The organism is Micromonospora sp. DT231 (assembly GCF_049847025.1).
Classification (GTDB): Bacteria; Actinomycetota; Actinomycetes; order Mycobacteriales; family Micromonosporaceae; genus Micromonospora.
In genome coordinates this window covers 65,503-90,627 of record NZ_JBNCNO010000009.1, presented here as the reverse complement: position 1 = coordinate 90,627, position 25,125 = coordinate 65,503, and the positions used below count along the sequence as shown (strand labels likewise).

The window sequence follows — 25,125 nt, the reverse complement described above, 5'->3', positions numbered from 1 at the left end:
AACGGCGGGGCGGCCACACACCGAGGTGGCCGCCCCGCCGGTCAGTCCTGTCGTTCGGTGCGTTCGATCTCGGCGAACGCGGCGGCGAGGTAGTCGTCGAACGACACGCCTGTCGTCGCCAACAGGTCGGCCACCAGGAGCGGGGCATGCCGGGCCAGCGCCGACGCGTCCGGGGGCGACTCGTCGCCGTCGGGGTCGTACACGCCGAGCGCGCCCGCCAGCAGGACGAGCACCACGTGCGGGTCCACGTCCGACCGCCACCGCGTCGCGCTCTGCACGCAACGGGTCAACACCTGGCGGATGTCGTCGCCGGCCAGCCCCTCCGGATGGCCCTCCTCCAGCAGCAGCCGGACCACCGCGCCGAGCACCAGGCCGGAGCGCTCGTCGGCGGCCAGGCCACCGACCGCCTCGTCGTACGCCTGACCGTCGCGTGCCTGGGCGGCGGCGACGGCCGCGGTGGCGGTCACCGCGATGGCGCGGGCGGTAGCGGGCAGATGTCGCCAGGTGCCGGTCATCGGGCCAGCATCGCAGACCCGGCGGACACCTACCGACCACCACCGAGCCGAGTGGATCATCGTGGGATTGGTCACCCGATGGCCTCGGCGACGGCGGGGTGCGACCAAAACGGTTCGCGCCGTGTCACACCTGACGAACAGAATGCCGGACATGCTGCGTCGCGCCCTGCCCCGCCGATCGGACGCCCGCCGGATCATGCTCGGCACTCTGCTGTCGGCGATCGGGCGCGGTCTGACCCTGCCGTTCCTGTTCATCTACCTGACCGACGTACGCGGTCTCACCGACGCCCGCGCCGGCCTCGTGATCGGCTGGTATGGCGCGGTCACCCTGGCGCTGTCGCCGCTGGGCGGGACGCTCATCGACCGGATCGGCGCCCGCTGGGTGGTGGTGACCTGCCTGGTGATCGAGGCGATCGGCACGGGCTCGCTCGCGCTGGTCCACTCGACCGGTTCGGCACTGCTGGTGATGACAGTGATCGCCATCGGCAGCTCGGCGATCTGGTCCGGGCAGAACACGATCCTCGCGTCGTTGACCGACGACGACGAGCGGCAACGCGTGTTCGGGCTGAACTTCGCCCTGCTCAATCTCGGTATCGGCGTTGGCGGCATGACCTCCGGCGCGATCGTCGACACCGCCCGGCCCGGCAGCTTCCAGACGATCTACCTGCTGGACGCGCTGACGTACCTGCTGCCGGCGCTGATCCTGCTCTCCCTGCCCGCCGTGGGTCACCGACTCGGCAACCGTCGAGGTGTCGACGAGCCGTCGCCCGGCGGCTACCTGACCGTGCTGCGGGACCGCCCGTTCCGACGGCTGGTGGTCTTCGGGCTGGTTCTCACCACCTGCGGGTACGCGCAGATCGAGGTGGGCTTCGCCGCGTACGCGGTGCGGGTGGTCGAGGTGAACCCCCGGGTGGTGGCCTGGGCGCTCGCGGCCAACACCGTGATGATCGTGCTCGCGCAACTGCTGGTGATCCGTCGGATCGAGGGCCGCAGCCGCACTAGGGCACTGGCGGTGGTGGGGGCGGTGTTCGCCGCCGCCTGGTTGGTCCTCGGCGCGGCCGGCCTGGTCACCGGGGAGAGCGCGGTGCTGGCCGCCCTGTGCGTGGTGGCCTGCTCGGCGATCTTCGGCTTCGGCGAGACGATGCTGTCGCCGGTGATGCCCGCGCTGACCAACGCCCTGGCCACTGACGAGCTTCGCGGCCGGTACAACGCGATGAGTTCGATGATCTTCGGAATCAGCGGTGTGATCGGTCCGGTGACCGCGGGGCCACTGATCGGCGCCGCCGACGGCCGAGTCTGGGTGGCGACGGTGGTCGGCGGTTGCCTGGTCGCGTCGTTGATCGCGCTCTCGCTGCGCCGGCTGCTCAGCGCCGAGCAGGACGGCCGCACCACGGCCGTCGCGACATCTCCCGCCCCGACCCCCACCCCCGCCTGACCTCGACACCCATCCCAGGCACCCCGCGCCCGCGCCCCGCCCTTCCCGCTCCCTGCCTCCCCCCGTCCCATACCCCCGTGGCCCGTGTCCCCCCGTCCCATACCCCCGCAGCCCGCGGCCCGCGTACTCCCGCACTCCCCGCACCCCCGCGCCCCGCCTCCCCGCGTCCGGCACCCCCCGCGCTCCCGCACTCCCGCGCCCCCGCACTCCCGCACTCCCGCGCCCCCGCACTCCGCGCCCCGCACTCCGCGCCCCCGCACTCCGCGCCCCCGCACTCCCGCACTCCCGCGCCCCCGCACTCCGCGCCCCGCGCCCCGCACTCCGCGCCCCGCGCCCCGCGCCCCGCGCCCCGCGCCAAGATCTGAGCAACATCAGGGATGTTGCTGCCTCGGGCACGCGGGAGGCAGCAACATCCCTGATGTTGCGGGGGATTTCCCCATTGGGCAGGCTCAGCCGGTGGTTGCAACACCCTTCGGTGGTCTTCCTTGGGGTGGCTATGGCGTCGAGGTTAAGCCCGCCTTGATCTCGACGCAGACCAAGATCGTGCTGGATCCGGGATGTAGTGGCATCTCCGAACGCCGATGCCACTACATCCATGTTCGAGCGCGATCTTGTCCGCGCGGGCGCAGGTAGGCCCAGGCGCGCGCAGGCACGGGCCTCTGGGGCGGGCACACGCAGGGGACGTCGGGCACGGGCGCGGGAGCGAGCACGGGAGGGCGGACGCGCGCGAGCACGGAAGCACGGGCGCGGGAGCGAGCACGGGAGCACGGACACGCACGAGCACGGAAGCACAGACACGCACGAGCACGGAAGCACAGACACGCACGAGCACGGAAGCACAGACACGCACGAGCACGGAAGCACGGACACGCACGAGCACGGAAGCGCGGACGGAAGCACGGACACGCACGAGCACGGAAGCACGGACACGCGCGAGCACGGGCGCACGGACGCGGGCAATGGACGGGTCGGGCCCCGGAGCGGCTGCTCCGGGGCCCGGTGTCGCGGGGTCGGCCGTCAGGCGGCGGGGACCTCGGCGGTGGTGCGGATGCGGTCCAGCGTCGGGGCGGAGACCGGCGACTGCGCGGTCAGGTACGCCACGAACGCGTCCAGGTCGATCTGGCCGGTGACCTGGTTGGTCCCGCCGGTGAGGGCGCTGAAGCCGTCGCCGCCGCCGGCCAGGAAGTTGTTCACCGTCACCCGGTAGGTGGCGGTGGTGTCGACGGCGGTCCCGCCGAGGGTGAGGCTGCCCCGGACCACCCGGGTGCCGGCGCACGGGTCGGCCACCGTGCCGGTGGTGCCGTTGGGGTCGACCACGTAGCCCACGGTCGCCGACGGGTACAGCGTCCGGTTGGTGACGAACTGTTGCTCCAGCACGCAGTAGAGCTGTGCGCCGGTCAGGTCGAGCGTCACCAGGTTGTTGGCGAACGGCTGCACCGTGAACGCCTCCTCGTAGGTGACCGGGCCGGCGTCGAGGTCGGCCCGTACTCCGCCCGGGTTCATGAAGGCGGCGACCGCGCCCTCTTCGTCGTCGGTGGCGGCGAGTTGGGCGTCGGCGATCAGGTTGCCGAGCGGGGACTCACCGAGACTCGTACCGAAGAGGGTTTCCTGGCTCCGGGTGATGGCCTGGCTGGTCACGCCGACCTGGCGGCCGGCGACCGGGCCGAGCACCGTCTTGTACCTGTCAATCAGGGCGGTCTGCCTCGGGTCCTTGGCCACGTCACGGGTGACCACGACGTTGTTCGCGGCGGCGGAGATGACGTCCCCGCTCCGGCGGTCGATCTTCAGGTCGATGTCGGTGACCAGGCGTCCGAACGAGCTGGCACTGGTGACCAGCTTGCCGTTGATGTCGCAGTTGTACGCCTGGTGGGTGTGCCCGCTGACCACCACGTCGATCGACGGGTCCATCCGGTTGGCGATGTCCACGATGGGCCCGGTCATGCCGACGCAGTCGTTGATGCCACCGGTCGCCGCCTGGGTGCCGCCCTCGTGCAGCAGCACGACGATGGCCTGTACGCCCTTGCGGCGCAGCTCGCGCGCGTACCGGTTGGCGGTGTCCGCCTCGTCGGCGAAGGTGAGGCCGGCGACGCCCTGCTGGCTGACGATCTGCGGGGTGCCCTCCAGGGTCATGCCGATGAAGCCGACCTTGACGCCCTGCACCTTGTGGATCGCGTACGGTGCCAGCAGCGGCTTGCCGGTGGCGGTCTTGAAGGCGTTCGCGGACAGGTACCTGAAGTCGGCGCCCCGGAACGGGGTGCCGTCGGCGCAGCCGTCCACCGGGTGGCAGCCGCCGTTCTGGATCCGCAGCAGCTCGGCGGCGCCCTCGTCGAACTCGTGGTTGCCGACGCTGGCGTAGTCCAGCCCGGCCATGTTCAGCGCCTCGATCGTCGGCTCGTCGTGGAACGCGGCGGAGAGCAGCGGGGACGCGCCGATCAGGTCACCGGCGGCCACCGTGATGGTGTTCTTCTTCTTGGCGGCGGCGCGCAACTCGGCCAGGTGGGTCGCCAGGTATTCGACGCCGCCCGCGGCCTGCCCGGCGATCGTGCCGCTGGAGCCGCTCGGCGGTTCGAGGTTGCCGTGGAGGTCGTTGAGGGCCAGCAGGGTGACGTCGACCGGCTTCGGTCGCGCGTCGGCCTGTTCTGGGCTGGTGGCGACCGCGCCGAACGCGGCCACCGCGAGCGCGGTCAGGCCGACAGCGGCCCGTCGCATCCCGGTCATGGACATGGATCTCCTTGGAAGAATCGGCGCCTGCGGGGCCTGGCCTCTGGGTCGACCGGGCCGCCGAGCGACGCCGTCGTCAGGGTCGCGGTTGGCGGCGGTTGGGGATGGCCGCCTGCACCGACAGCCTCTCATCCGGACGCCGCCGGGTCGACCCGGAGCTGCGGGTACGCCCGCACCTCGGAGGAGCGTTTGCCAGACATCGTCGTACCCAGGGTCTAGAAAGGACCTGACGGTCGGCGCGGACGGAGGCAGCATCGTGAGCGAGACGACACCGCAGGTGGAGCAGGTGCGATCGGCGGACGGCACACCCATCGCGTTCGAGCGGTCCGGCGCCGGGCCGGCGATCGTCCTGGTCGGCGGGGCGTTCAGCGACCGCACCGCGACCCGTGCGCTGGCCGAGGCGTTGGCACCGGATTTCACAGTTCTGGGCTATGACCGCCGCGGGCGGGGCTTCAGCGGCGACAACGCGCCCTACGAGATCGGTCGCGAGATCGACGACCTGGCCGCCCTGATCGCGGCGGCAGGTGGTTCCGCCGCCGTCTACGGGATCTCCTCCGGCGCGGTCCTGTCCGCCCTCGCCACCGCGCAGGGGCTTCCGGTGACCAGGTTGGCCCTGTTCGAGCCACCGTTCCAGGTCGGTCCGCACGTGGGCGTCTGGCGGGATCTCACCGCGCGCCTCATCGAGCTGATCGCCGCCGACGACAGGGACGGCGCGGTGCAGCTCTTCCTCGGCGACTCGGTGGGGCTGCCGGCGGAGGAGATCACCAGGATGCGGTCGCAACCGATGTGGGGCGGGCTCACGGCAATCGCGCACACACTGGTGTACGACTCGATCGTCACCGCCGGTGGGCGACTGCCCACCGGCCGGCTGGCGGCCATCACCGTGCCGACTCTCGCGGTGCACAGCACCGGCAGTCCACAGTGGCTGCGGGACGCGAGCGGGGCCGCCGCCGAGGCGGTCCCGGGCGGCCGGTCCATCAGCCTCGACGGTGGTTACCACGACGTGCCGCCGGCGACGCTGGCTCCCGCGCTGCGCGAGTTCCTGCTCGGTTGACGGCACCGGCGCAGCGGGTCACCCGGCGGCCAGCGCCTCGGTGACCAGGGCGGCAACGTCGTCGGGGCGCCACCCGTCGGCCACGCCGGGTCGAGCCGCCAGATAGCTGGTGATCCGCTCGGTCGGCCAGCCGTGTGCCTCCCGTAGGCCGCGGGCGATCATGCCGAGGTAGATCGGCGCGGGCGGCCGGCACCGGGTGGCCGACGCCCCCTCGGGCGCGGTGAAGGTGAGCAGGGGCACGCCGCTGTGGCTGCCGGGGCAGATCAACGTCTCGTACCGGCCGGGGCCGAGCGTCGCCCGTCCAGCGGCGATGGCCGCCTCGACCGCCGCCCCGGTGGCGGGGACCAGGTCGGCGTCGGCACCGGCCGGGCGATACATCTCCTGGGCGGCGATGTCGGCGAACTGCTCCTCGGTGACCAGGTAGGCGCGGGCCGCGGCCTCGCCCGGCAACCGCGGGTCGTAGAAGGCCATGCCCCCGGTCCAGGCCCGGGACTCACCGGCGAAGTAGATCCCGCCGGGCAGCCACACCGGGACCGACCGGCTCGGTGGACGCCGGTCCCGGCAGCCCGGGTACGTCCGCCTCCCACCCGGCGGGCAGCCGCCGCCGATGTACCAGGCCAGGCGGGCGGCGTGCATGTTCGAGCCGTACGCGACGTACCAGAGCACCACGCCGGGCTCGCTCAGGAGCTACAGGTCTGACCGGCCGAGTGGCTCACCTGCACGGTGTGTGTCACGCAGCCACCCGCCTCGACCAGGTGCAGCAGGAAGGCCGTCGGCTCGTCGACCCAGCCGATCTGGTCGTCGGCGCTCATGGTGAGCGTGGCCTGCCTCCACGTGCTGGGCGCCACGGTGAGCACCGTCCCCGCGTAGGCCGTGGTGACCGGGCGGTGCAGGTGGCCGGCGGCGACCCGGACGACGTGCGGGTGCCGCCCGACCACCTCGGCGAGCGCGGCACCGTCGGCGAGCTGGATGGAGTCGGCCACGGGGATACCGACCGCCACTGGCGGATGGTGCAGGCAGAGCACGGCGGGCACCTCGGGTCGCCCGGCCAGCACCCCGTCCAGCCAGCCGAGCTGCTCCTCGCCGAGTTGGCCACCGTCGCTGCCGGCGACGAGCGAGTCGAGCACGACGATCGTCGCCGCCTCGTGGTCGACGTGGTAGTGGGTCGAGAAGCCGCCGCCGAGCCACGGTGTGCCGCCGAAGGCGTCGAGCAGCGCCTCACGGTCGTCGTGGTTGCCGGGGGCCAGGTACACCGGCAGCGGGAACCGGCCGATCAGCTCGCGCAGCGCCTCGTACTCGTCCGGCCGGCCGTGGTCGACCAGGTCACCGGTGATCACCACGCAGTCCGGCCGCGGCCGCACCGCCAGCACCCGGCCGAGCGCGCGGTGCAGCCCGGCGGCCGGTGCGGCGGCGAGCAGACCGGTGGTCAGGTGCGGATCACTGAGCTGAGCGATGAGCATGGGCGGCTCGCCTCCTCGGTGTCGAGGGCTTCACGCTATCGCCGGGCGCGCGGTTGCGGGGGCGACCAGACGCGGCAGTCCGCGCTCGGCCCGGCACCGTCTCAGTAGCCGGCGAGCTGCGGGGCCAGCGCGACAGTGACGAAGCGGATCGCCCGGCCCAGCAGGCACGTCACGGCGAAGGCGGCCGGGCGCATGGGTGTGCGTCCCAGGTAGACACTGGCGGCCAGCAGCGGCGGCAGGCCGGTGACGGCGCTGACCAGCAGCATCCCGGTCGACTGGTGGGGGCGTTCCAGCACCTCGACGAGTCGCGCGCCGGCCGCCTTCGGACGCGCCAGGATCGTGCCCAGTCGACCCGGCCGCGCCGGCACGGCGGGCGCGTCTCTGCGCAGCCGCCGTTGCAGCCACGTCGAGCGGATCGCGCCGCGCGCACCGAGGAAGATCAGGACCTTGCCGACGGTCTGACCGGCAGCGGCGGCCACGCCGAGCGCCACGGGCGGCGCGCTTGTCGTCGCGACGGTCGCGATCAGGTACGGCTCGGCCGGGGTGAACGGCAGGAAGGCCGACAGCAGCCCGACGGCTGCGGCCACCAGGACGGCGATCATGGTTGGGTGCGCGGGAGGCCCGCCGGCAGCTTGGCGGCGCAGGCCAACGAGACGACCTTCACCGCGGCGACCGCGAGGGCGAACGTGACGGCCACGGTCATCGGCGCGAAGATCGCCAGCAGCACCACCGCGGCGGTGTTCAGCGCCTTGGCCGGTGGAGACCAGTTCCACAGGTAGATGCGCCTGTCGACGCGGGCGAAGTAGTTCGGGCTGAGCAGCGGCCAGCGCAGGAACATCAGGCTCAGCAACTGGTCGACGACCATGAACTGGACCAGGAACACCGCGATCGGCAGGGCCGTGGCCGGCCGCAGCACCATCAGCGCGGCGGCGCAGGCCGACGTGCAGGCACGGTCCGCGACGATGTCGAAGACCGCGCCGGTACGCGTCTCCTGCCCCAGGCTCCGGGCGGCGGCACCGTCGAGGATGTCTCCGATCCAGTAGAGCAGGTAGGCGGCGACCAGCAGATGCGCGCTGCGCTGGGTCAGCGCCGCCACGGCGAGCCCGACGGCACCGGCCGTGCGTACGGCGGTGATGGCGTTGGGGACGTTGAGCAGCGTGACCGGCGGACTGAGGCCGACGGCTGTCATTCGGCGTCCTTGAGGATGCGTTGCATGTCGGCGGTGCGCCGGTTCAGGTCGGCCAACTGCGCGCTCACGTCGGCGAGTAGGCGCTGGGTCTCGGCGGCCTGCTCGGCGTACTGCCGCTGCAGTTCGCCCGCCAGCGCGGTCCGCGTGCGGACGCCCGCGTACCAGACGCCCGAGATGAGCAGGGCGGCGACGACGACGAGGAAGACCGAGGCGGTGACGTCCATCTAACGTGTTCCTTTCGGTACGGCATTGCCGTCTCCGGCGTTGCTCAGGGTGGTGACGGCGGCCGCCACCACGTCGGGCGTGAGGTGCAACGAGAAAGGCGCGGTCTCGTAGTACTTGAGTGCCTTGCCGTCCTCGGACAACTCCAGGTGCGCGGTGACCAGCCCGGCTTTTTCCAACTTCTTGAGGTGCACCTGCAGCAGTGCGCGGCTGATGCCCAGATCGCGGGCGAGCTGTGAGACGTACACGCGTCCGCCGGTCAGTGCGGCGAGCACCCGCAGTCGGTGCGGGCTGGCCAGCGTGGCAAGGACCTCGACCAGCCGGTCGCCGCTCAGCTCTCCCATAGCTCACCTTGGCTCATGCCAACTATTATTGGCAGGCGCAAACGCGATCGTCAACTCCGATGCCCGGTGGCACCGCCCACAGGCTGTGTCCACAGCCTGTGGATAGCACGTGTGTACGAAGCCCGGCCGTCGCGTCATCGTGAGTACGCTTGATCGTGCGGCTCGGCGCCGGCCGGGCCCCTCCCCTACCTGGAACGACGTGCGAGTGGATCATCAGCGAGTCAGCCGTGACGTCATCGTCCGCCTCCCGATGGCGTCGAGCGTGCCGGAGGCCTGTCGATGGACGGTCACCGCGCTGTCCCGCCACACGACCGCGACGATCTCCGTGCTGCTCGCGGCCCACGACCGTTTGCGCTGCGTCGCGGCGACCGGGGCCTGGCAGGTCTTCGCGACCGTGCCGGCGCGCACCGGCATCGTCGGGCGGGTGTACGCCACCGGCGCCCCCGCCGTAGTCCCGGACGTCACCGCCGACCCGGACTACCTTCCGGTACGCCCCGACGTGACCGCCGAGCTGTGCGTACCGGTGCTGGACCCGACGGGCCGGGCCATCGGCGTGCTCGACCTCCAGTGGAGTGAGCCAGCCGACCTGGAGCTGTGGCGGGAGACGGCACAGCGGCTGGCCGACCGACTCGGCGCGCGAATCACCGCGCTCGGCGGCCCACCCGAGGAGAGCCGCAGCGAGAAGCTGCTCCGGCACACCGCCGCGCTCTCCTCCGCGCTCACCGAGGCAGAGCTGATGGACGCGGCGGCCCGCGCCGCCCGGGAGGTCTCCACCCTCTCCACCGCGGTCCTCCTGGTCACCGGCCAGCTCGGTCCGCCCCCGGCGACGCCGAGCGACCTGGAGACCCGGATCCGTGCCGAGCTGACCGAGGCTGGCCCGGCGGCCCTGGCCCGGATGGTCGACCGGGCACACCGCTACGGCGCCGGCTACACGCTCGGGGAGGCGGGGCACCCCCCGACCGAGGACTACCGGCCGCTGACCCGGGCGGGGGCGCAGACGTTGGTCGCCGTACCGGTTGGGCCACCGGAGGCCGACGGCGTGCTGCTGGTCGCCGACGAACGCGCCCTGCGCCCGGACCCGACCACCGTCAGCCTGATGGAACTGCTCGCCGGGCAGGCCTGGACCAACCTGGACCGGCTCCGCACGCTGGCCCGACTACGCGAGCAGGCCAGCTCCGACCCGCTGACCGGGTTGCGGCACACCGGCCCGTTCGGGCAGCGGATCGCGGCGGCCACCCCGGGGCGTACGGCCCTGCTGGCGATCGACGTGGACGGCTTCAAGACCGTCAACGACACGTACGGCCACCAGGCCGGCGATCGGGTGCTCGTCGGGTTGGCCCGCGCTCTGGAGGAGGCGCTCCGGCACGGCGACGAGCTGTACCGGATCGGCGGCGACGAGTTCGTCGCGGTGATCGAGGTGAGTCGCCCCGAGGAGGCGGTCCGGATCGCCGAACGGCTGACCGAGGCGGCCCGGCGCGTCGGCCGCACGATCAGCGTGGGCGTCGCGCTCCCCCGCCCCGGCGAAACCCCCGACCGCACCCTGCGCAGAGCCGACCAGGCCCTCTACGCGGTAAAACGCCAAGGCCGAGACGGAGTCCTACTCTCCGCCGCCTAACCTCACACCCTCACACCCTCACACCCTCACACCCTCACACCCTCACACCCTCACACCCTCACACGACCGCGATCTTGCACTTTCTGTCGCCGATTCGTCTACTTTCGCCCCTTTCGCCGCGACAGAAAGTGCAAGATCGCGGCGCGAGGGGGTGCGGCGCGAGGGCGTGCGGCGCGAGGGGGTGCGGCGCGAGGGGGTGCGGGGCGGGGAGGGCACGGGGGGCGGGGTGGGGGCGCGCGGGGGCACCGTGGGGTGGGGGGATTAGTCGCTCCGCTCCGCTGCGCGAAGCGGCCCTAATCGGGAGGAAGTAGGTCTACTTCCGAGTTAGGGGGTGCGGAGTTCTTTTGCTAGGAGTTCGGCGATTTGGGCGGTGTTGAGAGCGGCGCCCTTGCGGAGGTTGTCGCCGGTGACGAAGAAGTCCAGGGCCCGGGGGTCGTCCAGGGAGCGGCGGATCCGGCCGACCCAGGACGGGTCGGTGCCGACCGCGTCGATCGGCATCGGGAACTCCCCCGCCTCGGGGTCGTCGACCACGATCACCCCGGGCGCGTTGCGCAGCGCCTCGCGGGCGCCCTCGGCATCGACCTCGGTGCCGAAGACCGCGTGCACGGCCACCGAGTGGGCGGTGACCACCGGCACCCGGACGCAGGTGGCGGACACCTTGAGGTCGGGCAGGCCGAGGATCTTCCGCGACTCGTTGCGGATCTTCATCTCCTCCGACGACCAGCCGCCGTCGGCCGACGAGCCGGCCCAGGGCACCACGTTGAGCGCCAGCGGGGCGGGGAACGGGCCCAGGTCGTCGCCGACCGCCTGGCGGACGTCGCCGGTGCGCGAGCCGAGCGCGCGGTCCCCGGCGACCTTCGTGAGCTGGTCGTGCAGGATGTCCACGCCGGCCTGGCCGGCGCCGGAGACCGCCTGGTAGGAGGCGAGCACCAGCTCCCGCAGGCCGTACTCGCGGTGCAGGGGCGCCACCGCGACGATCATCGCGAGGGTGGTGCAGTTGGCGTTCGCGATGATGCCCCGGGGCCGGCTGCGGACCTGCTCGGGGTTGATCTCCGGAACGACGAGCGGGACGTCCCGGTCCATCCGGAACGCGCCGGAGTTGTCGACGGCGATCGCGCCGCGGGCGACGGCGATCGGCGCCCACTCGGCGGAGACCTCGTCGGGGACGTCGAACATCGCCACGTCGACCCCGTCGAACGCCTCCGGGGTCAGCGCCTGGACGACGACGTCCTCACCTCGGCAGCGCACCCGCTTGCCGACCGAGCGCTCGGAGGCGAGCAGCCGGATCTCACCCCAGACGTTGCGGCGCCCCGTGAGCAGCTCACACATCACGGTGCCGACGGCACCTGTCGCTCCGACCACGGCGAGGGTGGGCAGCGCCGTCATCGGCGCTACCTACCCGTCCCCGCGTAGACCACGGCTTCGGTATCGCCGCCAAGCTCGAACGCGTCGTGGATGGCGCGGACGGCGGCGTCGAGGTCGGTGTCCCGGCAGACCACGGAGACCCGAATCTCGGAGGTGGAGATCATCTCGATGTTGACCCCGGCAGCGCCGAGCGCGGCGAAGAAGCCGGCGGCCACACCGGGGTGCGAGCGCATGCCGGCACCGATCAGCGAGACCTTGCCGACGTGGTCGTCGTAGAGCAGGCCCTTGAACTTGACCGGCTCCTGGATCTTGCTGAGCGCGGCCATCGCGGTGGGGCCGTCGGCCTTGGGCAGGGTGAACGAGATGTCCGTCCGGCCGGTGCCCTCGGTGGAGACGTTCTGCACGATCATGTCGATGTTGATCTCGGCACCGGCGACGGTGTCGAAGATCGCCGCGGCGGCACCCGGCTCGTCGGGCACCCCGACAATCGTGATCTTGGCCTCGCTGCGGTCGTGCGCGACCCCGGTGATCAGTGCCTGCTCCACGGAAAGGTCCTCCATCGATCCGGTGACCATCGTGCCGGTGTTGGTCGAGTATGACGAACGGACGTGGATCGGCAACCCCGCCCGACGGGCGTATTCCACGCTACGCAGGTGCAGTACCTTCGCGCCGCACGCGGCCAGCTCCAGCGTCTCCTCGTAGGTGATGTGCCGGATGTGCCGGGCGTTGGGCACGATCCGCGGGTCGGCGGTGAAGATGCCGTCCACGTCGGTGTAGATCTCGCAGACGTCGGCGTGCAGGGCGGCGGCGAGCGCCACGGCTGTGGTGTCCGAGCCACCCCGGCCCAGCGTCGTGACGTCCTTGGTGTCCTGCGAGACGCCCTGGAAGCCGGCGACGATGACCACCGACCCCTCGTCGAGCGCGCCCTTGAGCCGCCCCGGGGTGACGTCGATGATCCGCGCGCGGCCGTGCACCGAGGTGGTGATCACGCCGGCCTGCGAGCCGGTGAACGAGCGGGCTTCGTACCCCAGGTTGTGGATGGCCATGGCGAGCAACGCCATGGAGATCCGCTCCCCGGCGGTGAGCAGCATGTCCAACTCGCGGCCCGGCGGCAGCGGGCTGACCTGGTTGGCCAGGTCCAGCAGCTCGTCGGTGGTGTCCCCCATCGCGGAGACCACCACCACCACGTCGTCGCCGGCCTTGCGGGCGGCGACGATGCGCTCGGCCACCCGCTTGATCCGCTCGGCGTTGGCGACGGAGGACCCGCCGTACTTCTGCACCACGAGTGCCACGACGGTGCACTCCCTCCCAGCGACCCTGAGCGTGCCGACGCCGCCGGAACCGGGGCCGGCGGCGCGTGTCAGTCCCCTTCAGGGTATCCGGCGGGTAACGACGGCGGGTCAGGTGATCCCACCATCCGGCCCGCGCGGGGCGGCCGGGCCGCTCCCACCAGCTCCGGCGGTACGCGGCGACGACACGTCCGACACGCCGGAACGAGCCTTCACCCGCTGGCGCCCACCAACAGTCCGCACCCACCAGAATGGGCCGGTGCCCGTCCTCACCCGCTCGGCCGTCCGCGTGCTCGGGCCACTCGTGATCGCCCTGCCAGCTCTCCTGGTCGCCTGCACCGACGCGCAGCCTCCGGCCCCGCCGCCCGCCGAGCCGGGCCCGGTGGCGGTGGACGCCGCGCGGGACGAGCTGGCCGCTCTCGCCGCGGCTGCCCAGGATCGCCACCTGGTGGCGCAGTACGTCTACAGCCAGACCGGTCAACCGGCTCGCACCATCACGTTCACGAGCGCGAACGACGGGAGCTGGCGGGTCGACGTGCCGGGCGGCGCGCTGGGCGGCGCCGCCGACATCTCGATAGCCGCCACGAACGACGGGCTGTTCCAGTGCGCCCTGCCGTCGGCCGGGCGACCCGAGTCGGCGAGCTGCGTACGCCTCGGTGAGCGCGACGACGCGATCCCACGCCGGTCGGACCCCCGCGTCCAGCATCCGCTCACCGACTGGCTGGACGTGCTCACCGACCGGCGCGCGGCGCTGGCGGTGGCCCCCGCCAGCCCACCCGAGGGCCTCACCGGGACCTGCTACTCGGTGGACTCCACCTCGGCGTCGCTCAACGCTCCGGTGGAGGTGGGCATCTACTGCTACGAGGGGGACGGCACGCCGACCGGGGTGCGGACCGGGGCGGGGACACTGCGGCTGGCCGCACCGCCGGGTCCGGCGCCGGCCACCGTGCAGTTGGCCGGCCCGGTGGTGGTGGACCGGGACCCGCTCGACACCGCCGCGCCGCCGACCCCCGATCCGTCCGGCAGCCCCAGCGCGGGAACGCCCTGATCATCGTCCCGTTACGGGTGCTCTTGACCACATTTGGCGCACCCGAACAAGGGGACGAATCACCCATCGGGCACACTTCACCCATGGCCGATCTGACGTCGCTGCTCGCCTTCCGCTGGAGCCCCCGGGCCTTCGACCCGAGCGCCGAGTTGACCCCGGACGAGGCGGCCTCGCTGCTGGAGGCCGCACGCTGGGCGCCGTCGGCCGACAACCGCCAGCCCTGGCGGTTCGCCGTCGGCCACCGCGACGACGACACCTGGAAGCGGATCCTGATCAACCTGCCGGGCGGTGACCAGGGCTGGGCCCGACTCGCGTCGACCCTCGTGGTCGGCGCGCACACCGGCGGCGACGCCGAGCGGGCCGCGTACGACCTCGGTCAGGCCGTGGCCCACCTGACCCTCCAGGCCACCGCGCTCGGCCTGCACGTGCGTCAACTGACCCGCTTCGACCAGACCGGCCTCGCCACCGAACTCGACCTCCCCGGCGGCGTTCGCCCGCTGGTGGTCGCCGCCGTCGGCCGGCTCGGCGACCCGTTCACCCTGCCGGCCGACCTGCGCGCCCGGGAGACCGGCCTGCGGCACCGCCGCCCGGTCGCCGACCTGCTGCTGCGCTGATCGGTCGGCGGCTCACCCGCCGCCACCACTGGCCCGGAGCAGGACCCGCGCGGCGTCGGTGTTGCGGTAGAGCACGTGTCGACCCTGCCGGGACCGGGAGACCAGGCCGGCGGCGTGCAGGGCGGCCAGGTGCTGGGAGACGTTTCCGGCGGACATCCCGGCGAGTCGGGCGAGGTCGGTGGTGGTCGTCGCCGTGTCGAGCAGGTGCAGCAGCGCGGCCCGGCCGGGGCCGATCACCCGGGCCAGCGGGTCGCCGGGTGGCGGCCCGGTCGCCTCCCAGAGCGTCCCGACCGCACGGACCGGGTACGCCCCGACCGGCAACGAGTCCTCCAGCAGATTCCACAGCACCCGCTGGTTGGAGAACACCGTCGGATTCAGCGCCAGCCCGCGCCCGCGCAGGTCGAAGTCCCGCCCGAACGGGTCGTCGGTCACCACCCGGTCGCCGAGCCAGCGCAGGGTCGGGTGGAGCTGCTCGAAGAGCCCGCCGGCACCGCCCCCGGCGAGCTGGGCGGCACGGTACGACACGTCGGCGTCGAGCAGCGCGCGCATCCGTGGCCAGTCCGGGGCGATCGCCTCCTCGTGCCAGACCCGCACCGCGTCGACGAGCTGCGGCAGCAGCCCGCGGGGATCGGTGAGCAACGCCCGCCCGAACGCGCCCAACGGCCGGCGCGGGGTGGTCGCCAGCAGATCCCGGACCACCACGTCCGGCGGTGTCGTGGCGATCTGGTCGAGTTGCTCGGCCATCTCCACGTTCGGCCGGGGCGCCGGGGTGAGGAAGTCGGGCAGCCAGCAACGCGGCCGGGCCAGCTCCACAAGCGGTCGGACCCGGTCGGCCACCTCCGGACGACGCAGGGTCACCCGGGCGCGGTCGATCCAGGGCAGGTGAACCGGGTGGTGCACCGGGCTGCCGACCGCCCACATGCTCATGACCGTCTCGTTGACCGGCGACACGGCGAGCCGCACACCCGCCACGTCGGCCAGGCTGAACCGCAACTCGGACATGGGCCACCCCCGGGGCAGGATTTGGTCCAGCCTAAAAGGCTCGACCGAGGTCGTGGGGGCACGGTTCACTCCCGGCCATGGGGGCCAGAGAAACCATCCGCACCGCTGTCCGAAACGTCGTGCCGCCGGCCGGGTTGACCCGCGCCCTGGCCGTGCAGGCGATGGTCTACGCCGTCGGCAGTGGCCTGTTCCACGCCGGCAGCGCCGTCTTCTTCACCCGGGCGCTCGGGCTCAGCGCCGCCCAGGTCGGGCTGGGGCTGTCCATCGCGGCGGGGGTGTCGCTGCTGGGCACCGTGCCGCTGGGCGGGCTCACCGACAGGTACGGACCACAACGGGTCTGGGTGGTGGGGCTGGTGCTGGACGCGGCGCTCTTCGCGACCTACCCGTTCGTGGGCGGCTTCGCCGGATTCCTCGCCGTGGTGGTGGCACTGGCCGCCGTGGACGCCTCGACCGGCGTGGCCCAGCAGGTCTACTCGATCAACGCACTGCCCCCGGCCGAGCGGGTCACGGCGATGGCGTACCAGCGTTCGTCACTGAACGTCGGGTTCGGGTTGGGCGCGGTGATCAGTGGCCTGGTGCTGGCGGTGGACACGATCGAGGCGTACCACGGGATGGTCTGGTTCATCTCGACGGTCTTCCTGGTGACGGCGCTCTTCGTGCGGCGACTGCCCCGACTGCCGCAGGTGACCCGGCCAACGGAGCCGATGAGTCGGCTCGCCGTGCTCCGCGACCGCCCGTTCCTGGCCGTCACCCTGCTGTCCGGGTTGCTCACCGCGCACCAGACGCTCTACCTGACGGTGCTGCCGCTCTGGATCCTCAGCCACACCGATGCCCCGAAAACCGTGATCGCCGGGCTGGTGCTGCTCAACACGGTCCTGATCGTGGTGCTCCAGGTACGCGTGAGCCGGGGCGCCGACACCGCGCCGGGCGCGGCGCGGGCCTCGCGACGGGGTGCCCTGCTGATCGCCCTGTTCTGTCTGGTCCTGCCGATCTCCGGGGCCACCCGGGGCCTGCTCACGGTGGTGGTGCTGGTGGCCGCCGCGACGTTGCTGATCCTGGCCGAGTTGATCGAATCGGCGGGGTCCTGGGGGCTCACCGCCACCCTGCCGCCGGCCGCCCAGCGCGGCGCGTACGTGGGGGCGTTCCGGCTCGGCACGCAGTTGCAGTATCTCCTCGCCCCGGCCGGACTGACCGCGCTCGGGGTGAGCACCGGCGGGTGGGGCTGGTTGCCGGCGGCGGCGATCTTCGTGCTGGTCGGGCTGGCTGTCGTACCCGTCGTGGCCTGGGCCGTACGGACGCCACGGCTGGGCGCCGAGGTCCCCGAGCCGGCCCGGACACCGGTCCCATAGTCCGGACCTGCCTTTCCACCCTCCGTTCCATCACGTAGGGTGACGTGGTCATGTGGCGGGCGCTTCTCCTCCTTAGCCGCCGCGACGAGGCCTGACCGGCCGGCACCTCGTCGCGGTGTCGCATCGCGCCGTCCAGCACATCCGATCTTCTTCTCGGCACCGCCGCGCATCGTCGCCCGGCAACTCGCCGACACCTTCCGATCTGCTGACGCCACATGTTCCAGGGAGCACTCCGAGATGGCTCAACCTGTCACCGACGCCGAGTCCGATCCGATCGCCCGGCAACGCCCGAGTCGGATGCCGTACCACCGTTACCAGCCGTACCGGGATCAGTTCCGGATCGACCTGCCGGATCGCACCTGGCCCACCCGCACCGTCGAGGCCGCCCCCCGCTGGTGCGCCGTGGATCTCCGCGACGGCAACCAGGCACTCATCGACCCGATGTCGCCCGAGCGCAAGCGGCGGATGTTCCAGCTGCTGGTCCAGATGGGCTACAAGGAGATCGAGGTCGGCTTCCCGTCGGCCAGCCAGACCGACTTCGACTTCGTCCGGCAGCTCATCGAGCAGGACATGATCCCGGACGACGTGACGATCCAGGTGCTCACGCAGTGCCGGGAGCACCTCATCGAGCGGACGTTCGAGTCGCTGCGCGGCGCGAAGCGGGCCATCGTGCACTTCTACAACTCGACCTCCACCCTCCAGCGGCGGGTGGTCTTCGGGCTGGACCGGGACGGCATCGCCGACATCGCCACGACCGGCGCGCGGCTCTGCCAGAAGTACGCGGAGATCCACACCCCGGACACGGAGATCTTCTACGAGTACTCGCCGGAGTCGTACACGGGCACCGAGCTGGAGTACGCGCTGGAGGTCTGTTCCCGGGTGATCGACGTGATCGACCCGACGCCGGACCGGCCGCTGATCATCAACCTGCCGGCCACCGTCGAGATGGCCACCCCCAACGTGTACGCCGACTCGATCGAGTGGATGCACAGGCACCTGCCGCGCCGGGACAGCGTGGTGCTGAGCCTGCACCCCCACAACGACCGGGGCACCGGGGTCGCCGCCGCCGAGCTGGGCCTGCTCGCCGGCGCGGACCGCATCGAGGGCTGCCTGTTCGGCAACGGCGAGCGCACCGGCAACGTCGACCTGGTGACCCTGGGGCTCAACCTGTTCTCCCAGGGCCTCGACCCGATGATCGACTTCTCGAACATCGACGAGATCCGGCGCGCCGTCGAATACTGCAACCAACTGCCGGTGCACGAGCGCCACCCGTACGCGGGCGACCTGGTCTACACCGCCTTCTCCGGCTCCCACCAGGACGCGATCAAGAAGGGCTTCGACGCCCTCGCCGCCGATGCCAAGGCCGCCGGGGTGCCGATGGACGAGCACACCTGGGCCGTGCCGTACCTGCCGATCGACCCGAAGGACCTGGGCCGCACCTACGAGGCGGTCATCCGGGTCAACTCGCAGTCCGGCAAGGGCGGCATCGCGTACATCATGAAGAGCGAGCACCAACTGGACCTGCCGCGCCGGCTCCAGATCGAGTTCTCCGGGGTGGTGCAGCACGTCACCGATCACGACGGCGGCGAGGTCGACCCGGCCGCCATGTGGGAGATCTTCGCGACGCACTACCTGCTCGACCACCAGCCCGACCCGGCGGTCCGGCTGAGCGGCTACACGATCGGCACCGCCGACGGCAAGGTCGAGATCGAGGCTCAGGTCGTCACGGGCACCGAGCGGCACTCGCTCGCCGCGGTCGGCAACGGCCCGATCGACGCGTACGTCAACGCGCTCCAGTCGGTCGGGGTGGGCGTACGGGTGCTCGACTACCACGAGCACGCGCTCTCCTCGGGTGGGGACGCACAGGCCGCCGCGTACGTGGAGTGCGAGGTCGACGGCCGGACGGTCTGGGGTGTCGGCACCGACGCCAACATCGTCACCGCCTCGATCAAGGCGGTCACCAGCGCCGTCAACCGCGCCCGCGGCTGACCGCACGCGCCGCGCCCCCGAGGGTGGTTTCCTATCTCGGGGGCGTGGCCGCGGGCAGCGAGTGACAGGGCTGCGACGGTGGGGCCGGGCGGGGCGGCCGGTGCACGAGCACGAGGGCCAACACGGCCCCGGCCAGCAACAATCCCGCACACCAGAGCAGGGCGCCCCGGAACGCGTCGGTCAGCTCGGCCTTCTGCGCGTAGCCGCTGCCGGAGAGGCCGACGAGCAGCGGCAGCGCCGCCACCGCGAGCAGGCCGCCGGCCCGGGACGCGGCGTTGTTGAAGCCGCTGGCCACCCCGGAGAACCGGTCCTGCACGGCGGCCAGCACCGACGCGGTGAGCGGTGCCACCACCAGGGTCAGCCCGATGCCGAAGAGCAGCACCCCGGGCAGCACGTCGGTCCAGTACGACGCGCCCGGGTCGACGCCGCGCAGCAGCAGCAGACCGACGGCGGCCACCACCGGCCCGATGGTCAGCGGCAGGCGCGGGCCGATCCGCGCCGACAGCGCTCCAGCGCGGGCCGACCCGGCCAACAGCAGCAGGGTCATCGGCAGCAAGGCGATGCCGGTGCGGAAGGCCGACCACCCCACCACGTTCTGCAGGTAGACGGCGAAGAAGAAGGTGAAGCCGCCGAGCGCCGCGTAGACGACCACCGTGAAGATGTTCAGCACCGAGAAGAGCCGGCTACCGAACAGCCCGGTGGGCAGCATCGCGGCGTCGCCCCGCCGCCGTTCCAGCAGCACGAAGGTCACCGCGGACAGCACCCCGACGAGCGCCGCGATCAGCACCGGGGCCGAGTCGAAGCCACGTGCCGGCGCGTCCACCAGGGCGTACGTGACGCCGGCCAACGCGAGCGCGCCGAGCAGCGCGCCGGAGACGTCGAACCGCCGTCGGGTCCGACCCGGCCCCTCTGTCCGGGAGGCGCTCTCGTCCCGGCTCTCCGGCACCCAGCGCAGCGCGGCCAACACCACGAGCACGGCGATCGGCAGGTTGAGGAAGAAGATCCAGCGCCAGGACAGCGCGTCGATGAGCCAGCCGCCGATGAACGGGCCCAGCGCGGTGGACACCCCGGACAGCCCGGCCCAGGCGCCGATCGCCCGACCCCTGTCGTCCGGGTGGAAGCTGGCCTGGAGCACGGAGAGCGACCCGGGGGTGAGCAGCGCGCCGCCGGCGCCCTGGAGGAACCGGGCACCGATCAGCATTCCGGTGTCCTGGGCCAGCCCGCACAGCACCGAGGCGGCGGTGAACCAGACCACTCCGATGAGGAAGATCCGCCGACGACCGAAGCGGTCCCCGAGTGAGCCGCCGAGCAGCACGAACGCCGCCAGCATCAGCAGGTAGCCGTTGATGGTCCACTGGAGATCGGCCACGTTCGCCCCGAGGTCCTGCCCGAGCTTCGGCAGCGCCACGTTGACGACAGTGCTGTCGAGGAAGACCATGCCAGAGGCGAGTACGGCGGCGAGGAGCGTGCCCCGGCCGGCGGCGGTGCCCATCCGGAGGGCGGGCGCCGGTACGGGTGCGGTCATCCCACCAATCTGCCCTGCGTCATGTGGGAGATGCCACGAAACGCCGAAACCATTCCCGGGTACTGTGCGCAATCGCCGGGAGACCGCAAGCTGGAGAGGTGTCGTCTGTGCGTACCAGATCAGGACCGCGAGCGGCGGTGATCGCGCTCGCCGCGGCGCTGGCGCTCGGCGTGGCCGGTTGTGTCCCGCAGGACGAGCCGGTCACGCCACCGCCGTCGAGCGACGGCGGCAACGCGGCAGAGCAGCTCAGCCAGCTCACCGTGGCCGCCGCCGGCTCGATGAAGGGCTACAGCCGGGACCGCTTCCCGCACTGGCGGGACACCGGCAAGAACTGCGACGTGCGGGACAGCATCCTCCAGCGCGACGGCAAGGACGTGAAGCTCTCCGGCTGCAACGTGGTCGGTGGGCGCTGGGAGAGCGTGTACGACGGTCGCAGCTTCTCCGATCCCTCCGACGTGGACATCGACCACATGGTGCCGTTGGCCAACGCGTGGCGCTCCGGCGCCGACGAGTGGGACGACGCAAAGCGCGGTGATTTCGCCAACGACACCACCCGTCCGCAGCTCTTCGCGGTTTCCGCGTCCTCCAATCGGGCAAAGGGTGACCAGGACCCGTCCCAGTGGAAGCCGGCAAACCGATCGTACTGGTGCAAGTACGCCCAGGACTGGGTGACGGTCAAGCACCACTGGAGGCTGACGGTGACAAGCGCCGAGAAGGCCGCCCTGACCGACATGTTGGAGGGCTGTTGAGTGGGGAGCTACTCGTGACCGCCGCCGGGGAGGGCGGCCCGGCCGCCGCCGGCATGACCGCGGACGGCACCGCCGAGACGCCCGCCGCCGTGCCGGGCGCCGGCATGGTCGCGGATTCGGGAGGCGCGGCCGACCCGCAGAGCCGCACCAGCGACATCGTGCCCGGCCCCGGCGGCGTGATGACCGACGAGGTCGGCGTCGTCACCGGCGACCTGACGCTGCGCACCGAGTACGCGGACGGCAAGGTCACCCTGCGGGTGCAGTACAAGGACGCCGACGAGTGGTATTCGGTGACCGGCGCGTCTGTCGCGTTGGCCGACCCGGCGGGGCTGGACGCGGTACATGGCGTCGCGGTGGGCCTGCTGCACCGCCCCGAGGGCTGAACCGCCCGCGCCACGTACCGTCGGTTGAGCCGCCCGCGCCACGTACCGTCCAGGGGCCGTCCGTCACCGGACGGCCCCTGGCGGCGTCACGGGGTGGGGATCAGCTCGCCCGGCGGGTCGACGGGGCCGGTGCCCTCGATCGGGCGGACCAGCTCCACCTCGACCTCGTGCGGCCGGATCCGGCCGGCGGCGATGTCCTCGGCGAAGTGGCAGGCGACCCGGTGGCCGCCGACGACGTCGCGCAGCTCCGGCCGCTCGTCGGAGCACCGGGTCGGTTGCGCCCACGGGCACCGGGTGTGGAACCGGCAGCCGGACGGCGGGTTGGTCGGCGACGGCAGGTCACCGGCGAGCAGGATCCGCTCCCGGCGGTCCTCCACGAGCGGGTCGGGCACCGGCACCGCGGACATCAGCGCCCGGGTGTACGGGTGCATCGGCTCGCGGTAGAGGTCGTCGCTGGACGCCTCCTCCACCAGCCCGCCGAGGTACATGACGCCCACCGTGTCGGCGATGTGCCGCACCACCGCGAGGTCGTGCGCGATGATCAGGTACGTCAGGCCACGCTCGTTCTGCAGGTCCTCCAGCAGGTTGAGCACCTGGGCCTGGATCGACACGTCAAGCGCGGAGACCGGCTCGTCGGCGACGATCAGGTCCGGGTTGAGCACCAGCGCGCGGGCGATGCCGATCCGCTGGCGCTGGCCACCGGAGAACTCGTGCGGGTATTTGCCGAGGGCGGACGCGGGCAGGCCGACCGCCTCCAGCGTCTCGCGCAGCCGCCGGTTCGTCTCGACCTTGTCGCCGGCCAACCCGTGCGCCTTGAGCCCTTCCACCAGCAGCGACTCCACCGACTGCCGGGGGTCGAGGCTGGAGAGCGGATCCTGGAAGATCATCTGCATCCGGCGGCGGGCCTTCCGCATGGCCTCGCCCTTCAGCGAGCGCACGTCGACGCCGTCGAAGACGATCTCGCCCTCGGTCGGCTCGACGAGCCGCAGCAGGCCACGACCCAACGTCGACTTGCCGCAGCCCGACTCGCCGACCAGGCCGTACGTCTCGCCCTTGCGGATGCTCAGCGACACCCCGTCCACCGCGTAGACGTACCCGATGGTGCGGTCGAAGAGCAGGCCGCTCTTGATCGGGAAGTGGACCTTGACGTCGCGCAGCTCGATCAGGGGTTCGGTCTGTTCGGTCATCGGACCGCCACCTCCTCGGAGACGGGGTTGTTGCAGCGGAGGTCGCCGCCGGTGGCGGTGGGTTCGAGCGGCGGCGGTCCTTCGAGACACGCGTCCACAACGTTGTCGCAGCGCGGCGCGAAGGCGCACCCCTCGGCCCACGGGATGTTGTCGGCGACCGACCCGCGGATCGCGTGCAGTCGCTCACCGCGCGGAGAGTCCAGCCGGGGCACCGAGCTGAGCAGCCCGTGGGTGTACGGGTGCCGGGCGTGCGCGAACAGCTCGTGCCGCCGTTCCCGCTCGACCACCTTGCCGCCGTAGAGGACGTTCACGGTGTCACAGAGCCCGGCCACCACGCCCAGATCGTGCGTGATCATGACGAGCGCCGTGCCGGTCTCGTCGACCAACTGCTTGAGCAGGGTGAGGATCTGCGCCTGGATGGTCACGTCGAGCGCGGTGGTCGGCTCGTCGGCGATCAGCAGCCGAGGCTTGCAGGCCAGCGCGATGGCGATCAGCGCGCGCTGACGCATCCCACCGGAGATCTGGTGCGGATACTCGCTGAGCCGCCGCTGCGGGTCGGGGATGCCGACCGCGTCCAGCAGGTCCCGCGATTCGCGCAGTGCCTGCTTGCGATCCCGGCCCTGGTGGCGCTCCAACACCTCGGCCACCTGGACCCCGATCGGGATGACGGGATTCAGCGAGGAGAGCGGGTCCTGGAAGATCATGCTGATCTCCCGGCCGCGGCGGTCGCGCATGTCGTCCGGTCGCAGTTTCAGCAGGTCGGTGCCGTCGAAGAGCACCTCACCGGTGACCTTGTTACCGCGCTTGGGCAGTAGGCCCATGATGGCCAGGCTGGTCACGCTCTTGCCGCAGCCGGACTCGCCGACCAGGCCGACCGTCTGCCCCGGCTCCACGGTGAAGCTGACCTTGTCCACGGCGGTGAAGGGCCGCTCGCCGCGCCGCTGGAACACGACGCTCAGGTCACGGACGTCGAGCAGGCTCATCGAGTCACTTCCTCACTGCTGTGGTCCTTCGCTCGCGACTGTGGGGCTCGCAAGCTCACTCCTCGCGCTCGCCCGAGACGGGGTCCGGGCACGCTGACAGCGTTCACCGTGGTCACCGCCGGTTCTTCGGGTCGATCGCGTCGCGCATCGCCTCACCCAGCAGGGTGAAGCCGAGCGCGACCACGATGATCGCGAGCGCGGGGTAGTACGCCAACTCCGGGCGGACCTCGAAGTAGCGCTGGCCGTCCACGCCGAGCATCAGACCCCACTCGGCGCGGTTGATGTCCGGGTCGCCGAGGCCCAGGAAGGACAGCGCCGCGGCGTCCAGGATGGCCACCGCGAAGGTCAGGGTCGCCTGCACGATCACCGCGGTCAACGAGTTGGGCAACATGTGCCGCAGCACGATGTTGCGCTCCTTGACGCCGAGCGCGCGGGCGGCCAACACGTGGTCGCTCTCGCGCTGGGCCAGCATCGAGCCGCGCAGCAGCCGGGCGAAGATCGGCACGCTCACGATGGCCACCGCGAAGATGACGGTCCACTGGCTCGACCGGCTGGCCATCGCGACGAGGGTGATCGCGAGCAGCAGGCTCGGCAGGGCAAGCATCACGTCGGTGAGCCGCATCAGGACCACGTCGACCCAGCCGCCGAACGCGCCGGCGATCGCGCCGATCAGCACTCCGAGCGCGAGACCGATGAGAGTCGCGAGCACGCCCACGAAGAGCGTCTGCCGGGCGCCGTAGATCATGCGGGACAGGAAGTCCCGGCCGAGCGGGTCGGAGCCGAACGGGAACCCACTGCTGGCTCCCGGGATGGTGTCCACGGTGAGGCCCTTGGTCAGCTCGTCGAAGCGCTGCACCGGGTCGTGCGGTGCGATCAGCGGAGCGAAGATCGCCACCAGGACGAACAGCCCCACGATCACGGCTCCGACGACGGCGACCGGGTTACGCCGCAGCCGGCGCAGGGCGTCGCGGACGAGGCTGATCCCGCCCCGGTCGGAGGCGCTCGCCTGGGCCAGTTCGTCGAGTCGTGCCTTCTTGCGGTCGCCGAGCAGGCCGATGCTGCGCTCGCTCATGCCGGGACGTGGCTT

The 25,125-nt window shown here is 72.0% G+C and carries 24 protein-coding genes; 9 read left to right on the top strand and 15 right to left on the bottom strand.

Annotated elements, in window-relative coordinates:
- Nucleotides 1-41 precede the first annotated feature (41 nt).
- Nucleotides 42-515 (bottom strand): hypothetical protein, encoded by a 474-nt coding sequence (locus ACPXBU_RS22625; RefSeq protein ID WP_425759567.1) that lies wholly within the window; start codon nucleotides 513-515, stop codon nucleotides 42-44.
- Between the two features lie 151 nt (nucleotides 516-666).
- Between ACPXBU_RS22625 and ACPXBU_RS22620 the strand changes: the two genes are divergently transcribed.
- Nucleotides 667-1,950, top strand: a complete 1,284-nt coding sequence (locus ACPXBU_RS22620; RefSeq protein ID WP_425759566.1) for an MFS transporter — start codon at nucleotides 667-669, stop codon at nucleotides 1,948-1,950.
- Nucleotides 1,951-2,967: 1,017 nt separating this feature from the next.
- On the opposite strand, the gene ACPXBU_RS22615 is transcribed toward ACPXBU_RS22620, so the two are convergent.
- Nucleotides 2,968-4,674, bottom strand: a complete 1,707-nt coding sequence (locus ACPXBU_RS22615) for a bifunctional metallophosphatase/5'-nucleotidase (protein WP_425759565.1) — start codon at nucleotides 4,672-4,674, stop codon at nucleotides 2,968-2,970.
- Between the two features lie 253 nt (nucleotides 4,675-4,927).
- Between ACPXBU_RS22615 and ACPXBU_RS22610 the strand changes: the two genes are divergently transcribed.
- Nucleotides 4,928-5,725, top strand: coding sequence for an alpha/beta fold hydrolase (locus tag ACPXBU_RS22610; RefSeq protein WP_425759564.1), 798 nt, complete (start codon nucleotides 4,928-4,930; stop codon nucleotides 5,723-5,725).
- Between the two features lie 18 nt (nucleotides 5,726-5,743).
- On the opposite strand, the gene ACPXBU_RS22605 is transcribed toward ACPXBU_RS22610, so the two are convergent.
- The 6 genes from ACPXBU_RS22605 to ACPXBU_RS22580 all read right to left on the bottom strand — a co-directional run bounded on the left by ACPXBU_RS22605 (nucleotide 5,744) and on the right by ACPXBU_RS22580 (nucleotide 8,940).
- Nucleotides 5,744-6,394: a histone deacetylase gene (locus ACPXBU_RS22605; RefSeq protein WP_425759563.1), complete on the bottom strand. Its 651-nt coding sequence runs from the start codon at nucleotides 6,392-6,394 to the stop codon at nucleotides 5,744-5,746.
- Nucleotides 6,395-6,405: 11 nt separating this feature from the next.
- A complete protein-coding gene (locus ACPXBU_RS22600) occupies nucleotides 6,406-7,185 on the bottom strand; it encodes a phosphodiesterase (RefSeq protein WP_393369265.1) in 780 nt (259 codons plus the stop codon).
- A gap of 101 nt (nucleotides 7,186-7,286) precedes the next feature.
- Nucleotides 7,287-7,787: a hypothetical protein gene (locus ACPXBU_RS22595; protein ID WP_425759561.1), complete on the bottom strand. Its 501-nt coding sequence runs from the start codon at nucleotides 7,785-7,787 to the stop codon at nucleotides 7,287-7,289.
- Entirely contained in the window at nucleotides 7,784-8,374 is a 591-nt protein-coding gene (locus ACPXBU_RS22590; RefSeq protein ID WP_425759560.1) for a CDP-alcohol phosphatidyltransferase family protein, read from the bottom strand. Before ACPXBU_RS22590 ends, ACPXBU_RS22595 begins: the two co-directional genes overlap by 4 nt.
- Complete coding sequence (locus ACPXBU_RS22585; protein ID WP_393369257.1) at nucleotides 8,371-8,598, bottom strand: hypothetical protein; 228 nt, start codon at nucleotides 8,596-8,598, stop codon at nucleotides 8,371-8,373. Before ACPXBU_RS22585 ends, ACPXBU_RS22590 begins: the two co-directional genes overlap by 4 nt.
- Nucleotides 8,599-8,940 carry an ArsR/SmtB family transcription factor gene (locus tag ACPXBU_RS22580; protein WP_425759559.1) on the bottom strand — a complete coding sequence of 114 codons (342 nt, stop codon included), beginning with the start codon at nucleotides 8,938-8,940 and terminating at the stop codon, nucleotides 8,599-8,601. It abuts the gene before it with no gap.
- A 250-nt stretch (nucleotides 8,941-9,190) separates the two neighbouring features.
- On the opposite strand from ACPXBU_RS22580, the gene ACPXBU_RS22575 reads away from it, so the two are divergent.
- On the top strand, nucleotides 9,191-10,555 hold the full coding sequence (locus tag ACPXBU_RS22575) for a diguanylate cyclase (protein WP_425759696.1): 1,365 nt from the start codon (nucleotides 9,191-9,193) through the stop codon (nucleotides 10,553-10,555).
- 324 nt (nucleotides 10,556-10,879) lie between these two features.
- Here ACPXBU_RS22575 and ACPXBU_RS22570 read toward each other — a convergent pair whose 3' ends face one another.
- Entirely contained in the window at nucleotides 10,880-11,941 is a 1,062-nt protein-coding gene (locus tag ACPXBU_RS22570) for an aspartate-semialdehyde dehydrogenase (protein ID WP_425759558.1), read from the bottom strand.
- Nucleotides 11,942-11,946: 5 nt separating this feature from the next.
- A complete protein-coding gene (locus ACPXBU_RS22565) occupies nucleotides 11,947-13,212 on the bottom strand; it encodes an aspartate kinase (protein WP_357803330.1) in 1,266 nt (421 codons plus the stop codon).
- A gap of 256 nt (nucleotides 13,213-13,468) precedes the next feature.
- Between ACPXBU_RS22565 and ACPXBU_RS22560 the strand changes: the two genes are divergently transcribed.
- Together ACPXBU_RS22560 and ACPXBU_RS22555 are read left to right on the top strand one after the other, a co-directional pair.
- Entirely contained in the window at nucleotides 13,469-14,257 is a 789-nt protein-coding gene (locus ACPXBU_RS22560) for a hypothetical protein (RefSeq protein ID WP_425759557.1), read from the top strand.
- Nucleotides 14,258-14,340: 83 nt separating this feature from the next.
- Nucleotides 14,341-14,871 (top strand): nitroreductase family protein, encoded by a 531-nt coding sequence (locus ACPXBU_RS22555; protein ID WP_393369246.1) that lies wholly within the window; start codon nucleotides 14,341-14,343, stop codon nucleotides 14,869-14,871.
- Nucleotides 14,872-14,883: 12 nt separating this feature from the next.
- On the opposite strand, the gene ACPXBU_RS22550 is transcribed toward ACPXBU_RS22555, so the two are convergent.
- Nucleotides 14,884-15,873: a DUF5937 family protein gene (locus tag ACPXBU_RS22550; RefSeq protein ID WP_425759556.1), complete on the bottom strand. Its 990-nt coding sequence runs from the start codon at nucleotides 15,871-15,873 to the stop codon at nucleotides 14,884-14,886.
- Between the two features lie 77 nt (nucleotides 15,874-15,950).
- Here ACPXBU_RS22550 and ACPXBU_RS22545 point away from each other — a divergent pair, with 77 nt between their 5' ends.
- Entirely contained in the window at nucleotides 15,951-17,222 is a 1,272-nt protein-coding gene (locus tag ACPXBU_RS22545; protein ID WP_393369242.1) for an MFS transporter, read from the top strand.
- Nucleotides 17,223-17,459: 237 nt separating this feature from the next.
- Nucleotides 17,460-19,211: a 2-isopropylmalate synthase gene (leuA, locus tag ACPXBU_RS22540; protein WP_425759555.1), complete on the top strand. Its 1,752-nt coding sequence runs from the start codon at nucleotides 17,460-17,462 to the stop codon at nucleotides 19,209-19,211.
- Nucleotides 19,212-19,242: 31 nt separating this feature from the next.
- Here leuA and ACPXBU_RS22535 read toward each other — a convergent pair whose 3' ends face one another.
- A complete protein-coding gene (locus ACPXBU_RS22535) occupies nucleotides 19,243-20,736 on the bottom strand; it encodes an MFS transporter (RefSeq protein WP_425759554.1) in 1,494 nt (497 codons plus the stop codon).
- Nucleotides 20,737-20,843: 107 nt separating this feature from the next.
- Between ACPXBU_RS22535 and ACPXBU_RS22530 the strand changes: the two genes are divergently transcribed.
- Both ACPXBU_RS22530 and ACPXBU_RS22525 read left to right on the top strand, forming a co-directional pair.
- The gene (locus ACPXBU_RS22530) at nucleotides 20,844-21,485 is read left to right on the top strand and encodes an HNH endonuclease family protein (RefSeq protein WP_393369235.1); all 642 of its coding nucleotides are present in this window, start codon (nucleotides 20,844-20,846) and stop codon (nucleotides 21,483-21,485) included.
- Nucleotides 21,479-21,868, top strand: a complete 390-nt coding sequence (locus ACPXBU_RS22525; protein ID WP_393370427.1) for a hypothetical protein — start codon at nucleotides 21,479-21,481, stop codon at nucleotides 21,866-21,868. Before ACPXBU_RS22530 ends, ACPXBU_RS22525 begins: the two co-directional genes overlap by 7 nt.
- Before the next feature lie 86 nt (nucleotides 21,869-21,954).
- On the opposite strand, the gene ACPXBU_RS22520 is transcribed toward ACPXBU_RS22525, so the two are convergent.
- From ACPXBU_RS22520 to ACPXBU_RS22510, 3 genes are all read right to left on the bottom strand, one after another.
- Nucleotides 21,955-23,055, bottom strand: coding sequence for an ABC transporter ATP-binding protein (locus ACPXBU_RS22520; protein WP_425759553.1), 1,101 nt, complete (start codon nucleotides 23,053-23,055; stop codon nucleotides 21,955-21,957).
- Entirely contained in the window at nucleotides 23,052-24,038 is a 987-nt protein-coding gene (locus tag ACPXBU_RS22515) for an ABC transporter ATP-binding protein (protein WP_393369230.1), read from the bottom strand. Before ACPXBU_RS22515 ends, ACPXBU_RS22520 begins: the two co-directional genes overlap by 4 nt.
- A 112-nt stretch (nucleotides 24,039-24,150) precedes the next feature.
- Nucleotides 24,151-25,110, bottom strand: coding sequence for an ABC transporter permease (locus tag ACPXBU_RS22510; RefSeq protein ID WP_357255591.1), 960 nt, complete (start codon nucleotides 25,108-25,110; stop codon nucleotides 24,151-24,153).
- Nucleotides 25,111-25,125 lie beyond the last annotated feature (15 nt).

Bases quoted from the DNA above. Each gene is read 5' to 3' on its own strand.
- ACPXBU_RS22625 (WP_425759567.1), bottom strand. From the start codon at position 515: ATGACCGGCACCTGGCGACATCTGCCCGCTACCGCCCGCGCCATCGCG.
- ACPXBU_RS22620 (WP_425759566.1), top strand. From the start codon at position 667: ATGCTGCGTCGCGCCCTGCCCCGCCGATCGGACGCCCGCCGGATCATG.
- ACPXBU_RS22615 (WP_425759565.1), bottom strand. From the start codon at position 4,674: ATGTCCATGACCGGGATGCGACGGGCCGCTGTCGGCCTGACCGCGCTC.
- ACPXBU_RS22600 (WP_393369265.1), bottom strand. From the start codon at position 7,185: ATGCTCATCGCTCAGCTCAGTGATCCGCACCTGACCACCGGTCTGCTC.
- ACPXBU_RS22595 (WP_425759561.1), bottom strand. From the start codon at position 7,787: ATGATCGCCGTCCTGGTGGCCGCAGCCGTCGGGCTGCTGTCGGCCTTC.
- ACPXBU_RS22590 (WP_425759560.1), bottom strand. From the start codon at position 8,374: ATGACAGCCGTCGGCCTCAGTCCGCCGGTCACGCTGCTCAACGTCCCC.
- ACPXBU_RS22585 (WP_393369257.1), bottom strand. From the start codon at position 8,598: ATGGACGTCACCGCCTCGGTCTTCCTCGTCGTCGTCGCCGCCCTGCTC.
- ACPXBU_RS22580 (WP_425759559.1), bottom strand. From the start codon at position 8,940: ATGGGAGAGCTGAGCGGCGACCGGCTGGTCGAGGTCCTTGCCACGCTG.
- ACPXBU_RS22575 (WP_425759696.1), top strand. From the start codon at position 9,191: ATGGCGTCGAGCGTGCCGGAGGCCTGTCGATGGACGGTCACCGCGCTG.
- ACPXBU_RS22570 (WP_425759558.1), bottom strand. From the start codon at position 11,941: ATGACGGCGCTGCCCACCCTCGCCGTGGTCGGAGCGACAGGTGCCGTC.
- ACPXBU_RS22555 (WP_393369246.1), top strand. From the start codon at position 14,341: ATGGCCGATCTGACGTCGCTGCTCGCCTTCCGCTGGAGCCCCCGGGCC.
- ACPXBU_RS22550 (WP_425759556.1), bottom strand. From the start codon at position 15,873: ATGTCCGAGTTGCGGTTCAGCCTGGCCGACGTGGCGGGTGTGCGGCTC.
- ACPXBU_RS22545 (WP_393369242.1), top strand. From the start codon at position 15,951: ATGGGGGCCAGAGAAACCATCCGCACCGCTGTCCGAAACGTCGTGCCG.
- leuA (WP_425759555.1), top strand. From the start codon at position 17,460: ATGGCTCAACCTGTCACCGACGCCGAGTCCGATCCGATCGCCCGGCAA.
- ACPXBU_RS22535 (WP_425759554.1), bottom strand. From the start codon at position 20,736: ATGACCGCACCCGTACCGGCGCCCGCCCTCCGGATGGGCACCGCCGCC.
- ACPXBU_RS22520 (WP_425759553.1), bottom strand. From the start codon at position 23,055: ATGACCGAACAGACCGAACCCCTGATCGAGCTGCGCGACGTCAAGGTC.
- ACPXBU_RS22515 (WP_393369230.1), bottom strand. From the start codon at position 24,038: ATGAGCCTGCTCGACGTCCGTGACCTGAGCGTCGTGTTCCAGCGGCGC.
- ACPXBU_RS22510 (WP_357255591.1), bottom strand. From the start codon at position 25,110: ATGAGCGAGCGCAGCATCGGCCTGCTCGGCGACCGCAAGAAGGCACGA.